The sequence below is a fragment of the Nostoc sp. UHCC 0302 genome (assembly GCF_038096175.1).
Classification (GTDB): domain Bacteria; phylum Cyanobacteriota; class Cyanobacteriia; order Cyanobacteriales; family Nostocaceae; genus UHCC-0302.
Genome location: NZ_CP151099.1, coordinates 3,394,130 through 3,406,710 on the forward strand (window position 1 = coordinate 3,394,130; position 12,581 = coordinate 3,406,710).

Annotated in this window: 13 protein-coding genes and 3 pseudogenes; 6 read left to right on the forward strand and 10 right to left on the reverse strand. The window is 39.2% G+C overall.

Annotated features, from left to right (window positions below; genetic code table 11):
* Position 1 precedes the first annotated feature (1 nt).
* Both WKK05_RS14710 and WKK05_RS14715 read right to left on the reverse strand, forming a co-directional pair.
* Positions 2-1,606, reverse strand: coding sequence for a GAF domain-containing SpoIIE family protein phosphatase (locus WKK05_RS14710; RefSeq protein ID WP_341530378.1), 1,605 nt, complete (start codon positions 1,604-1,606; stop codon positions 2-4).
* Positions 1,607-1,869: 263 nt separating this feature from the next.
* Positions 1,870-2,004, reverse strand: a complete 135-nt coding sequence (locus WKK05_RS14715; RefSeq protein WP_341530379.1) for a hypothetical protein — start codon at positions 2,002-2,004, stop codon at positions 1,870-1,872.
* A gap of 486 nt (positions 2,005-2,490) precedes the next feature.
* Here WKK05_RS14715 and WKK05_RS14720 point away from each other — a divergent pair.
* A pseudogene (locus WKK05_RS14720) lies at positions 2,491-2,634 on the forward strand (HU family DNA-binding protein); the annotation flags it as partial.
* A 45-nt stretch (positions 2,635-2,679) separates the two neighbouring features.
* On the opposite strand, the pseudogene WKK05_RS14725 reads toward WKK05_RS14720, so the two are convergent.
* Positions 2,680-3,975: pseudogene (locus WKK05_RS14725) on the reverse strand (IS4 family transposase); the annotation flags it as partial.
* A 267-nt stretch (positions 3,976-4,242) separates the two neighbouring features.
* On the opposite strand from WKK05_RS14725, the pseudogene WKK05_RS14730 reads away from it, so the two are divergent.
* Positions 4,243-4,395: pseudogene (locus tag WKK05_RS14730) on the forward strand (HU family DNA-binding protein); the annotation flags it as partial.
* 375 nt (positions 4,396-4,770) lie between these two features.
* Here the strand turns inward: WKK05_RS14730 and WKK05_RS14735 are convergent.
* Positions 4,771-5,676, reverse strand: a complete 906-nt coding sequence (locus tag WKK05_RS14735; RefSeq protein ID WP_341530380.1) for an amino acid ABC transporter substrate-binding protein — start codon at positions 5,674-5,676, stop codon at positions 4,771-4,773.
* Positions 5,677-5,806: 130 nt separating this feature from the next.
* On the opposite strand from WKK05_RS14735, the gene WKK05_RS14740 reads away from it, so the two are divergent.
* Entirely contained in the window at positions 5,807-6,142 is a 336-nt protein-coding gene (locus WKK05_RS14740; RefSeq protein WP_341531091.1) for a transposase, read from the forward strand.
* A gap of 255 nt (positions 6,143-6,397) precedes the next feature.
* Here the strand turns inward: WKK05_RS14740 and WKK05_RS14745 are convergent, their stop codons facing one another.
* The 6 genes from WKK05_RS14745 to WKK05_RS14770 all read right to left on the reverse strand — a co-directional run bounded on the left by WKK05_RS14745 (position 6,398) and on the right by WKK05_RS14770 (position 9,674).
* The gene (locus tag WKK05_RS14745) at positions 6,398-7,447 is read right to left on the reverse strand and encodes a J domain-containing protein (RefSeq protein ID WP_341530381.1); all 1,050 of its coding nucleotides are present in this window, start codon (positions 7,445-7,447) and stop codon (positions 6,398-6,400) included.
* A 238-nt stretch (positions 7,448-7,685) separates the two neighbouring features.
* Positions 7,686-8,036, reverse strand: a complete 351-nt coding sequence (locus WKK05_RS14750) for a hypothetical protein (protein ID WP_341530382.1) — start codon at positions 8,034-8,036, stop codon at positions 7,686-7,688.
* 120 nt (positions 8,037-8,156) lie between these two features.
* Complete coding sequence (locus tag WKK05_RS14755; protein WP_341530383.1) at positions 8,157-8,351, reverse strand: hypothetical protein; 195 nt, start codon at positions 8,349-8,351, stop codon at positions 8,157-8,159.
* A gap of 170 nt (positions 8,352-8,521) precedes the next feature.
* Positions 8,522-9,307, reverse strand: coding sequence for an MGMT family protein (locus WKK05_RS14760; protein WP_341530384.1), 786 nt, complete (start codon positions 9,305-9,307; stop codon positions 8,522-8,524).
* Between the two features lie 30 nt (positions 9,308-9,337).
* Entirely contained in the window at positions 9,338-9,469 is a 132-nt protein-coding gene (locus WKK05_RS14765) for a hypothetical protein (RefSeq protein ID WP_341530385.1), read from the reverse strand.
* 34 nt (positions 9,470-9,503) lie between these two features.
* The gene (locus WKK05_RS14770) at positions 9,504-9,674 is read right to left on the reverse strand and encodes a hypothetical protein (RefSeq protein WP_341530386.1); all 171 of its coding nucleotides are present in this window, start codon (positions 9,672-9,674) and stop codon (positions 9,504-9,506) included.
* Positions 9,675-9,856: 182 nt separating this feature from the next.
* On the opposite strand from WKK05_RS14770, the gene WKK05_RS14775 reads away from it, so the two are divergent.
* The 3 genes from WKK05_RS14775 (at position 9,857) to WKK05_RS14785 (ending at position 12,155) form a co-directional block, all read left to right on the forward strand.
* A complete protein-coding gene (locus tag WKK05_RS14775) occupies positions 9,857-10,021 on the forward strand; it encodes a hypothetical protein (RefSeq protein WP_341530387.1) in 165 nt (54 codons plus the stop codon).
* Positions 10,022-10,105: 84 nt separating this feature from the next.
* On the forward strand, positions 10,106-11,269 hold the full coding sequence (locus WKK05_RS14780; protein ID WP_341530388.1) for a hypothetical protein: 1,164 nt from the start codon (positions 10,106-10,108) through the stop codon (positions 11,267-11,269).
* Between the two features lie 574 nt (positions 11,270-11,843).
* Complete coding sequence (locus WKK05_RS14785) at positions 11,844-12,155, forward strand: hypothetical protein (RefSeq protein WP_341530389.1); 312 nt, start codon at positions 11,844-11,846, stop codon at positions 12,153-12,155.
* The last annotated feature ends 426 nt before the right edge of the window (positions 12,156-12,581 follow it).

The following is a 12,581-nucleotide window of genomic DNA, read 5'->3' on the forward strand; positions in this document are numbered from 1 at the left end:
ACTATCTTCTTGGAGTTCGTTGTATAGCTAATATCGTAATATCGTCGAATTGATCGGCAGAAGCAATATGAGTGATTAAGCTCACTTTGATGCGCTCTATCAAAGCTGCTACTGACTCTGCTGGCTCTTGTAATAGAGATAGTAATTTTTTTTCAGTGAAGAACTGCTTGCTTGGGCTGCGAGCATCAGTAACACCGTCTGTATAGCCCAAGAGGATGTCGCCCGGTTGGAGGTACACCTGCTGAATTTTAAACTCTTTATTGGACGGTATACCAACAGCAGGGCCAGTAGGCATGAGACGCTGCTTGACACCAGAGGCATCAAGAATAGCTAAAGGCTCATGTCCGCCATTCACGTAGGCTAGCAAACCAGTGACCGGATTTAACACGCCGAAAAAGAGTGTGGCAAACATATTCAAGTTGCTATGATTTTGGGCGACGTAGTTGTGAGTGAGTTCAACCGCTCTTAGGGCATGGATTTGGGTAATGTTGATTTCTTCTGTCCGGTCAATAGAAGCGTTCAAAGTGGTAAGTAATTCATTGTTGAGGATGGTCAACCCTTGCAAGGAGGTTTGACCGGAAAAGACGCGGATGAAACTGCGGAAAAGTGCCATAAACAGCGCTGCACCTACGCCTTTATCGCACACATCAGCAATAACTAGTCCTACACAGCCATCGGGAAGCATGAAAGTATCATAGAAATCTCCGGCAACTTGACGGGCAGGCTCAAATAAAGCAGCGGTCTCCCAGCCTAGCACCTGTATTATTTGGTCGGGCAAAAAATCTGTCTGAATTTGCCGTCCTTTTTCTAGCTCAGTGCGAGCCATTGCCTCTTTGATCTGGTTTTTATGACGGATGGCATTTTCAATCGCAGAAGCAGCCTGTGAAGCTAATGTAGTGAGGAGCTTAAAGTCTGCTGATGTATATTCAACAGGTGACTCACTACTGAGGTTAATTACACCAATAACCTCATCTCTAATCTTCAGAGGGGCGCAAATCAAGGAGCTTATTTTATTCTCACTCTCAACACACCTGGGATCAGACAAGACATCATTGACAATTTCTGCCCTTCCTGTATGAACTACGCTGCCAATTATACCTTGATTAGGTTCTATAGTTGTTTGTCGGTTGTAGCTTGTACCAAAGGTTACTATTATTTCAAGCTTTTTTATCTCATTATTTAGCAACATAACTGATGCACTCGTTGCTTTTATGAGTTTTAAAGCCTCTTCAATGACTAATTCTGCAACTTTCTGTATTTCTAAGTTGCCAGATAGATTTTCAGAAAGCTTATACAGCAAGCTGATTTCCCGATATTTATCTAGAAGTTCACCTGTTAGCGATTTTTTCTCAACTTCTTGGGTTGCTAAATCGCTTAGTAGAGATGCGATCAAAGAAGCTTTCTCGCCGCCAATGACCTCTCCAACCATCTCACTACCAAGCTCTACAAGATATTTACCCAAAGGATTATCTATTTTTTCGCCAAACAGTAATTTGCCATCTATATCTAAGATATTTATAGGGGTGTCTAGAGCATCTATAGAATTTTTAATGATAGAGATCACTTCTTTTTTAGAAACAAGTTTTTTTAAACTGATCTTAATCATATAAATATTGAGTTATTAATTGTCAATGACATTATGTATCTAGCTGAACTTCAGCATACTTATGTAAATATATACATTTTTTAATAGTTTTTATGGAAGTTTCAGCGATAATAATATTTAAAATTTACTTTATAAATCACCTATTAGCTATCAGTAATTAGCAAGTTTTATCTATTCACAAATCAGGCTTTTGACTAAAACTTTCAGTCCGCTCAAAAAGTAACTGATGGACACATTCAATTGCTAAATACTCTCCCACTTTGCTAAGAAGTCATCGTTAGATTCGAAGCTTTATGAATTAGTTCCTCCTGCACACTCAATTCCTGTAGGGGGTCGAATGTTGCACCAGTATCCTCAATGTAAATAGTTAGGGCTTGCTCATCAATATCTATTTGCAATTTTATGTGCCTCTAAGATCGCACTTTCTGATAACTATGAAGAATGATGTTGGTAGCAACTTCGTCTACTGCTAGCCGGAGATTATAGGCGGATTTTTTATCCAAGTTAGCTACTGTCGCTGCTTTTTTTTACATAGTTAGTGGTCTTTCACACCAACGGATTATACTTTTTTTGATCGATAAAGTTGTAATTAGCTTCAGGAGTTCATTAGCATTCAGATATTAGCTTGGGTAGTTAATATTAATTCAACAGGGTTACTAGCCTTATTAGCTGTTAAGTAACCATCTTATATTTAGTAACTTGCTTATGCCTCAGTATTTTTACTAGTAGTACCCCAGATGCAATGATGGAGATTAGGACTTCTAGCTGATGTTTTCCCCTTATGCCTTCTTAGTAATGCTATATTTCCTTTATTTGCAGCGAAAAGCTTGTGTGTTAAGGTTTCTCTACTCCCAACTTTTCAAAAAAATACTTCAAGGTGATTTATGAACAAAGGCGAATTAGTGGATACTGTAGCAGCTAAGACCAACATCACAAAAAAGCAAGCTGATGAAGTGATCAATGCTTTTTTGTCAGTCGTTACTGAGGCTGTAGCGAATGGGGATAAGGTAACGCTCATTGGGTTTGGGCATCAGTGAGAGGTTAGAGTGATTGCACTTTTGTCAAGAGGGTGCGGGAAAAGGCGATAAATCCAGCTTGGAGACTGGTTTTCGCAGGGCTTTAACTACTCCTAAATCTTGATTTTCTTTGGCAGCGAAGTACTTAATTGGGTCATCCGCCTTACCTTTATCATAGGCGACACTAAAATGATATAAACCACGAAAAATCATCTCTAAAGAAATGCGGTCAAATGGCAAAGATAATTCGTCTGCAACCGCATCTCCCAAGTCAACCAATACTGCATAAAAGAGCCAAGTTGCCCACACTTGTAACTTCACACCATTAATAGAACCAGTCCATAAATATGACAGTCCCAATAAACGCTTGACCACGTAAAAAGCTTCTTCAACTCTCCATCTTCGGCGATATAAATCTGCGACAACGTAAGGAGGTAAGATTTGTGGGTCGAGGACAGAAGTAATATAAGAATAGCTAGTTTTACCAACCTTAATTTCTATTAAACGTAAAGTAAGCACTGGTGCACCACGACGAACAGTTCCAAGTTGAATCAATCGGTCTTTAACTGAATGGTCATAGCTGAAAATTTTTAAGTACTTAATAGATGCTTTGGCTTTTAAACGAGTAATAAAATGAACTTCTTGGTTAATGAGTTGTTGTAAAAAGTGGAAATGATAAAAACCTCTATCAAGTAAGATCAGAGTTTTAGCAGGTAGTAGTTTCAGCAATGGAGCTTCAAAGTTAGTTTCTGATGCAGCAGGATTAGTGTGAAACCAAACTTCAATAGGTAAGCGATTGACTAAATCAATAACTGTACAAATCTTTCCTGCTAATTGACCTGTTTTCAAGTCTTCTAGGCTTTTTAGCTTTCGGAATAAGGCTTCTAATGTAGACCCGTCAGCTATCCAAATTCGTTCAAAATTAAGAAGTGCAAATTTAACACTATCAGGAAGTGGTCGCTTCAGCCGTCGTTGCCAATTAAGTTGTAACTGAGGTAGTAAATCTTTAAATACTCGCTCAAATAATTCAGATGGGAATACTAAAAATCTTTCAGAAAGAGATTGTTGAGCAATTATTCTAGAACGACACCACAATAAATCTTCTCTTGCTAAAAGCCTTGTTAATTCTTGAACTCCAGGAACTTGTCGCCACAATAAAGTTAATACTGCTGCTACCATGAAGGATAGGTTGATAATTCTATCTCGTAAACCTAACTGCTTATAGTATTTTTGTTGAGCAAAGATAGCTGGAGTTAGTAACTCTTCTAAATGCGACGCAATCGCTTCATTATCTATGGTAGGAGTATTATGCTTTTGCGCGTGGTCGGAGTTTCGTTTTGCAGCTTTGGGCATAGTAGTCAACAAGCACTTTTCATTACCGCATTTGATTACTGAATTTACAATAATAATGAAACTCACTTTTGAAAAATTTATTCTCTCGTTACAATACTTTTTTGCCTCACATTTTAGCCGTTAAAAACTTATAGATAATGATAATCAAATAGAGAGGAAGGAGGCGAGTGTCGCTCGCCTCCTTCCCCTCCCCCACGCACGATTATCATTTTCATTAAAGTTTTTTTGAGTATTTTAACTGATTGACAAAATTTACTTTATTCTAACCTCTCACCGATGGGGTTTGGGTCATTTGAGCGACGTGAGCGCTCCCAGCGTGAAGGGCGTAATCCCAAAACCAATGAGCCAATGACCATTCCAGCTACTAGAGTGCCTGCATTTTCTCCTGGGAAACAGTTTCGGGAAAAAGTAGCACCATAGATGAATTGCTTTACCACTAGCAATCTAATCACTGCAAAGACGTAGCACTCGCTGTTCTCAAGACAGATAGGGCAACGGTAGGGGTCAAACGTAAGTGTTGAATTGCAGATGTTATGGATAGCGATGGCTACGCCAACCCCTGCCTTCTTGATGCCTGTCCCCCTGGAAGCAACCGACGCGGAGCGTCTACTGTCTTGAGAAGGGCTGTAAGTGCGAACGCGCTTGTTGTGCTTCTACGATTCCAAGCGATCGCTCTAGGTGTACAATTTGGAACTGAAAAGAATTTTATCAGGCAATTCTCTTAAGAAAGTTCATGATGTAGCGGTTCGTAATGATCTAACGGATGAAGAAGTTGGGTCAGAAAAACCCATTATTTCACAAGTCACTTTTGGGAACTTCCTCCCGAAATTCTATAACCAATTGCATAGTTTCCACTACTAAATCACGTAAATCTCGATTGAGCGCTACAGCGCCTTGAGATCCAAACCAACGGTCAAAAATAGCGACATATCGCTGATTACCATTGACGAATCCTTGCATGAACTTGACTAGAGAATAGTTGACTGTATCCAAGAATTTCGAGTTATCTTCTGGTACCATACAAGCGATCCCTTCTTGTGAATAGGGGCGAGCAGGTACAATCACAAAAGCATCTGGATTTTTTTGCTGTTGTAGCCATCCCTCTAAAAGAATGCTATCGGATGAGAAAGCATCAATAGTACCCTGTTGCAAAGCTGTGTATCCCTCTGCCCTAGTTTTAAAATACACCAGCTTAGCTTGGGGCTGTACATGAGCGATCGCCTGCTCATTTGTGGTTCCCGCCAGCACACCAATTCGCTTACTAATAAGGGATTTAGGAGAACCTAGATTACTTCCTTTCTTAACTAATAATTGGGTTCCAGTCACACCGTAGCTGACAGAAAAGTCAACTTGTTTATCTCGCTTCCATGTAAAACTACTAGCATCACACACAATATCAACTTGTTGCTTAACTATTTTAGAAATCCGCTCAGAAGGGCTAAGACCAACTAATTGCACTTTAATTTTTTTTCCTAGGTCTTTTTCTAATTGCTCTTTAATCAGAGTCAGCATATCTATAGAATAACCATTTAACTTCCCTTGACTATCCACATAAGCAAAAGGTAGCGCATCTCTACTAGTACCAGCTGTTAATACCCCTGTTCTGGCTACTTTTTGCATCACAGTCTCAGCAGTTACCAGATTAGGCATGAGCGTTGTAAACATGAGACTTAAAATAGGAATAGCAATTTTTTTATACATCAGCTTTAATAGTAGCTCGCTTTTTCAAAAATCAAATCTTAATATATCAAGCTCAAGAAGTTATCACTATCTGGTATCTAATAAGGTTATTTAGCAACTATTCTTTACATTATTATCAGGTAAAGTACTTATTTATCAAGCAGGTGCCAAACTCGTTTTTTCCAAACTCGATCAAGTCCGCCATCGCTTCCGTCGTTTAATCAAGATTTGGGTTGATGGCGGATATCGGGGGCAAAATTTTCAGCATTGGGTTATTGATGCCTATCGATGGATTTTAAGTGTTGTTACCCGCCACGAAGAACAGAAGGGTTTTGTCGTATTACCTAAACGCTGGCTTGTTGAGAGGACTTTTGGTTGGTTTAACTGGTGTCGGCGATTAAGTAAGGATTATGAAATCTTACCAGAAACAACAGAAACTTTTGTTGACATTGCGATGATTCGTCTGATGCTCAAACAACTTGCGTGATTAAAATCACCCATTAAAAACTTTTCAGACATCCTCTAACATCTAGCAAGTTGTCTCAGCTATATTTACATAGATTTTTTATTTATCTAATCGCGTCTAACTAAGAGTTATCAATTCTCCTAGCCTGAGTATAGATTATGAACAGTGCCGCTAGATGGTCAATATTGGCGCTTGTTACCACATTATCAATGTGAGCTTTTGTACAAGAACCCACGCTTTTAAAACATCCTCTTAATTTTTAGTAAAAATCAATTACTATCTCATTAATTGTGACAACATCTGCTCCAAAATATCTTCCATAATTGACTCGTCTAAGGAGTACAGAGGTGGTGGGCCAGCGAGAAATTCTTTAATAGTGATTTTCTGTTCTCTAAAATCCTTAACAAAATCCCGAATCCCAGAAACGACGTTAATTTGAGATTCCATTGTTTCTACGATCGCAGCCATAGCGTCAATACCTTTTTTAGCAGCTTTCCGAGAATCAGTAACCATCGTTCCTTCTGGAGTATTTTTTGTCAAACGCAGTTCCTGTTTCAAGTTTTCGTATTGAGCCAGGAGAATTTGATTGTGCTGTTCTAGAGTTCGGCATCTACGAGTTAAATCATCCTCGCTATTATTGTCAATTACTTCCCCAGATTGGTGACTTCGTTCAATTTCAAGAAGTCTTGCTAAATCCCCCTCTTGGTAGGCTTTATTGATTGATTTCATAATTTCTGTGTGATACTTCTGTGTTTCACTGTCTCTGGCTTTATCAGGGTGAAAGATTTCAGCTAATTTCAAAAATGTTTGACGAATTTTTCTTTGGTCATCTGTTCTGGCTACAGAGGGAGATTCTACAGGCTGTTGCGATTGCCAATATTGATGCTGCTCTTCACTAGTAGAGCTTGAAAAATCTGATTGGGAATCTTCATTTTCAAATGATTCGTCTAACTCTGTATCTAACTGTTGGCTATTGGGTTTTACAGTGATGACTCCAGTTATCTGTAAGTTACGGTAAACTGCTTCTATATTCTTAAGGGTTTGCTTACCAAACTTTCTAGTAGTAAAAATTTCCTCAAACAGAGCATGGATTTCCTGGTCTAACTCAGCCATTTTTTGGAAATTGGGAGTAGCTCTATTGATAAATTCTGTGCCAAAACAACGCATCTGTTCGACAAAGTTCTTTAGTTCTGTGCGCTTTCTCTTGATCTGCTTAAGTAGCGATTGGTGTTCTTTTTCCAGAAACTCTAAGCGGATATGTAATTGAGACAGAGCCAGGGGGGTTGCTTTAATTGATTGCGATGAAACTGTAGTTTTTCGAGGCATGAAACACGTATGTAAATTTAAAGTTTAAAATATAACTTTCAAAGTACTTAAGACAATGCGAAAAAAGACACCTCAATGATCATACACCGCAGCCCAATACTAAGCTTTTTATAGTTTTTTTTTATCAAAGCATCTGAGTGTCCGCCATAAGTAAGTATACGAATCGGCGGCTTTCGAGTGATATCAGTCTTGGAAACACAAAAGAGTATTTTTTTTGGTGTAAATTAGCACAAAAAGTTTACTGAGGTTGATTTTCTTGAGACAGCTGTATCTGTAACTGCTGCACTTGCTCTAAAGTTAACCCTGTGACTCGCACAATAACTTCAGTTGCTATACCCTCGCGCAATAAGTTTACTGCAACTTTTTCCAAAGCTTCCTGTTGCCAACTGGTGACAATCTCCATAATTTCCTCCTGTTCCTCTAACCCCATTGTACTGATTGCCGCTTGAAAGACCTGTTTCTCGGTATCATCCAGCCGTAAATACGTATCAACAAATTCAGAAATCAATTGCATACGTGCTGGGTCTAACTTAAGCGTCGCTAGCAAACGTAACACGATAATTTTGAGGTTCGGCGCGTAGTGGTTCATCAAATGAAAAAATTACCATCGGGTAAATCGGTAAATCATATTTCTCTAAAAGACGTGCAAAATATTTAAACATCCGCTTGGGAAATTCTGACCGAGTATAAGACTGATTTTCAACGTGAATTAAAAAATACAGCAGATTGCGAGTAAGTCAATTTCTTTTCTCTCTCCAGAGGTAACATAAGTAAATACTTCCTGGGGTAAAAACTGAATGGAATCGCGGTCTATTTGGCTGGCTACTTGAGGTAGAAATAAATTGAGAAACTCAATAAAAAATGTAGATAATAATTCTTTAAAGAGGCGATTATGGTCAATCATACTTTTCTCTTTTATTTTATTTATAGCAATCTTAATAACATCGTCTCAATCCTGGCAAACAAAAATTGTGTAGAATTAGAATTAGTCGAACTTATCTATAGTTTCCCATGATTAAATTTTTATATTTTTCTAAATTAGTTAATATCGATATTTAAAAGTAACTTATATTTTTAATCAAGATAAATGTTTATATCTTTGTTTGAATATTTACTATAATCTACAGAATATCTAATTGAACTAGTAGCTAAATCTAATTTATTCAGAATTTGAATACCTTCAGACTCTAATTTATGCTTTTGATTGGGAGTATATTTTATTAAATAACCTTGAGAATCTAAAATTCTATGAATTGGGTAATCATCAGCAGATGTTTTTTTCAGATAAATAGGAATAGCTCTCAGGTAGCTGTTATCTACTCCGATAGCTTGAATTATCTGTTTGTAAGTTACTACTTTGCCTGCTGGTACTTTGACGATAAATTCAAGAAATCGTGCATAAGGACTTTCAGGCAAGGCAGGAAATTTATCAGTTTGAATCTGAACATGATTTCCAACATTAATTATACCTGAATTGATAACCACACCTAAAATGCCTCTTTTAGCTTGAAGACGCTTTAAGGAATCAACCAAATGGGCTATATGTTTGCATGGCTCACAATGGAAAGTCAAACGAATAGCAGCCCCACTATCAAAACTTATGAGAGAACCAGGAGCAAAATTCTCAGGTTTTATCCCAGTTATGACAATATTCTCTCGTAATCCTCCTGGTGGAATTGCCAAATCTACAATATTTTCATATCTTATAACTAAGACTTGTCTAGGGCTGCTAGGATTTGCATTAATATCTCCTTCAATACCATGACCTCTTTTTAAGTTGATTTCCTCAACTTCTTTCATTGCTGCTTTATGTTGCTGTTTAACAAAAAGATTTAAAACAGAACCCTTTTCAATAGGCATAAATAATTATTCAGTTTCAAAACTTATAAATTAATAACAATCACGGAAACGAGTGTGAAGCCATTGCAGCCTAGTTTCTAAACGCTCAAGACTCTCTGGATGTTGCTGTCCGATGATAAAATTCCACAGAGTAGTTTGAATAGTACGTGCTTCAATAAACAAGGTCAAATGCTTTGAAAATAATTTTATGTAGATCCTACAAAGTATTGCTGCCTTCAATCTCAATTTTTCGAGAAACCACTAGATTTAGAACTGCAAATTCCTCTGTAATTGGGCCTTCAATTAAAAACACCTCTAGCACATATAGTGCATTGGGACAAGGGTTAGTCGCTTTTTTGGGAGCAATTCGCCCCGTTCTGTTGGGCAATGTGTATGATCCTACCTTCTCTATCGATGCGAAAATTTGACCAAGAACCAGTAGAGATTTAATTATCAGTCGTTGGTGAAAAGCAAGTAAACAGACAACGCGATTCCTTATTTTGTCGGAGATGCAGCTTTCTTTGTAGCAAGGGCTTTCTCACCCCATCCATTCCACCCAATCAGGAGCAGATGCAATCAATTGACCAAACTTCTCCGATTCAACCGACTCGAACTCTAACATCACGCCCCACTGCTGATCACTCGTTAGTGTCAGACAGCCAAGCTTTCATCCAATTGACCTCAATAACTAACTTTCGGGCGGGCGATCGCTCTTCCCTTATATCCCACTCATAACCCATTCATAACCTATCTGCTATCAACAATCCGGTAGTCTAAATTGCTGATTGGAATGGTGTGTGCAAAAACTATTTATCCAAAATGCTCTCACGGATTCCGCAATATATTGAGGATATGATGATGGCCAAGTTTAACTACTCAGTGTTTCGACGCATCGGTATTGTAGATTTGCTACGGAAAATGTGTTTACTGGGTCTAACCTTACCGTTTTTGACATCTGTCAGCAGCAATTTGGTAGTAGCTGGAGAGAACGAGAACGCGAACGCGAACGCGCCATACTATATTGGACTTTGGGGTGATTTACCCTACTCAGCTGCGCAGGAAGTTGGGGTAACAAGACTAATCGAGGACATGAATTCGCAGAAACTTTCTTTCACTGTCCATGATGGTGATCTTAAAGCCGGTTCTAATAGCCTTTGTGACAACGCACTGTACACCAAGGCGCTCGGTTACTTCAGCACTCTGGAGGCACCAGCAGCCTTCACTCCAGGGGATAACGATTGGACAGACTGCGATCGCCCTTCAAATGGCGGATTTAACTCACTAGAGCGCCTTGACTACGAGCGTCAGGTATTTTTCAATACGAATTTCTCTCTGGGGCAACGTCGGCTAGCTCAGGAGGTGCAGACGCTACCACTGTGCCTCGGTGTCAACGGTGCAGTACCCTGTGTTGAAAACCGCCGCTGGACGGTTGGCAGGGTAACCTATGCGACATTCAACATCCAAGGCTCGTGCAACAATCTATGCGACAGTGTGCCTGACCCAGAGGAGTACGCGGCGCGAAACGCAGCGAATATTGCATGGCTCAAAGAGTCTTTTAGAGTGGCAAAAGAACGTAACTCAGCTGGGGTGATGTTAATCTCTCAGGCAGATCCGGGGTGGGATCTGAGCGACTCCACCAGAGCGCCTTTGCGTAATCCAAGGACGCTCGTGCAAACCGATGGGCAGCCTGATGGTTTCAAAGACTTTTTATTAGCGTTGCGCGATGAGGTGATTGCTTTCCGTAAGCCAGTTGCATATGTACACGGCGATTCGCATTACTTCCGCATAGACAAGCCATTTCTAGATTCTCAAGGAAGACGGCTAGAGAATTTCACTCGCGTTGAGACATTTGGCGACAATCAGGGAAACGGCACCAACGACGTACAGTGGCTCAAGGTGGGTGTCGATCCTCGTAGCCGAGAAGTATTTTCATATCAGCCACAAATTGTTCCTAGCAATCGAGTAGCGGTTCCGTCCCCGTAATACTAGGCGTTTTCTAATCAGTAATGTTGAATTAATGTCGCAATAGTTATTTGGTGACCTTACCCAACTTAAAACCCTTGCTGTAGAGTGAGGGTTTGGGGAACTAATTTAAGTTAGCTATAAGGAACAAGTGAGTGTATCGCAATAATAACCAAATTTTTCACCCCATCCACTCCACCCAATTGGGAGCAGCTGTCACCAACTGAGTAAATTTCTCCGCTTCAACAACTGGCTCAGTTGCTGTCACCTCTACTCCCGATTATATCTTGAAGTGCGGAATGCTGGATTTAACACTGTGTTTAACGGCGAATATGGCGATCGCAATTACATTAAAAGTGTTTTGACTCTTAAGGAATAAACGATATTTTTAAAAAGTCTAGAAATCTGGCAAAATTTGATTGTGATAGCACACTTAATAGCAGTGCAAATGCTGCCGCGACTCCAAAAGAGGAGAAAAGTAGGAAAAGTAGGAAAAGTAGGAGCTTTTTTAAAATCGTTGACAGGCTGTTAAATAAACTGTTAGTTGTAAGTTATTGTCAAGTAAAAACTCTCTCCAGATTTGGTTAAGAAAACCATGACTAATGTAAATGCAATGAATTTACAGCTTACCAATCAGTCAGGACTGTGGACGCAGTTTACTCAAGTAAAATCAGTAAAAATAGTAGCAAATAATACAGTTTTTGATTACAAAGAAACAGTAAATGTTCAGCAAGAAGTGGAAGAGCTAAAGAAATTGAGAGAAAGCGTTACTGGGATTGAAGAGTATATCAAAAGGAAAGCAGCTTTCAAAGCTCATTTGAAGGCAATATCTGGTCATCTGTGTGACAGTTATAGAAATGATTTACAAATAAAATTGGGATGTGTCAAAGAAATTGAAAATAACTAGCTTTAAAATGTTAGCTGGAAAAGATTGCAGTTGTTTTTTCCAACTGCCATTAGCAATACTCCAACCAGTACAAAAGGCTTTTTGCAATGCGTATACCGCCCTTTCGGAAGCTAATGCCGAGTTGATTTATCGGATTCTAAAAACCAGCAGAATTTTTCACCGTCGCTCTTGCGACGGTGAAAAATTCTGCTGATGATGCGTGTTTAACAGGCAAAGTAGGTCAAACTATATCGTTCGTAATGGATACGCCGACCAACAATAGTTAATTAGTCTATACCTGGTGCAGATCAAGCTATCCACTCCATCCACTGTGGCGCATCTGACACCAGTTGAGCAAATCTGTCTGGGCTGACCTCCTCGAACTCAAGCATCACACCCCACTGCTGGTTACTTGTGAGCATTCCGTATTTTACTTACTTAGTCACT

What these genes read in the sequence shown, in the direction of transcription:
- WKK05_RS14775 (WP_341530387.1), top strand. Translation starts at nt 9,857, where the DNA reads ATGCAATCAATTGACCAAACTTCTCCGATTCAACCGACTCGAACTCTA.
- WKK05_RS14710 (WP_341530378.1), bottom strand. Translation starts at nt 1,606, where the DNA reads ATGATTAAGATCAGTTTAAAAAAACTTGTTTCTAAAAAAGAAGTGATC.
- WKK05_RS14785 (WP_341530389.1), top strand. Translation starts at nt 11,844, where the DNA reads ATGACTAATGTAAATGCAATGAATTTACAGCTTACCAATCAGTCAGGA.
- WKK05_RS14735 (WP_341530380.1), bottom strand. Translation starts at nt 5,676, where the DNA reads ATGTATAAAAAAATTGCTATTCCTATTTTAAGTCTCATGTTTACAACG.
- WKK05_RS14760 (WP_341530384.1), bottom strand. Translation starts at nt 9,307, where the DNA reads ATGCCTATTGAAAAGGGTTCTGTTTTAAATCTTTTTGTTAAACAGCAA.
- WKK05_RS14745 (WP_341530381.1), bottom strand. Translation starts at nt 7,447, where the DNA reads ATGCCTCGAAAAACTACAGTTTCATCGCAATCAATTAAAGCAACCCCC.
- WKK05_RS14780 (WP_341530388.1), top strand. Translation starts at nt 10,106, where the DNA reads ATGCTCTCACGGATTCCGCAATATATTGAGGATATGATGATGGCCAAG.
- WKK05_RS14755 (WP_341530383.1), bottom strand. Translation starts at nt 8,351, where the DNA reads ATGATTGACCATAATCGCCTCTTTAAAGAATTATTATCTACATTTTTT.
- WKK05_RS14750 (WP_341530382.1), bottom strand. Translation starts at nt 8,036, where the DNA reads ATGAACCACTACGCGCCGAACCTCAAAATTATCGTGTTACGTTTGCTA.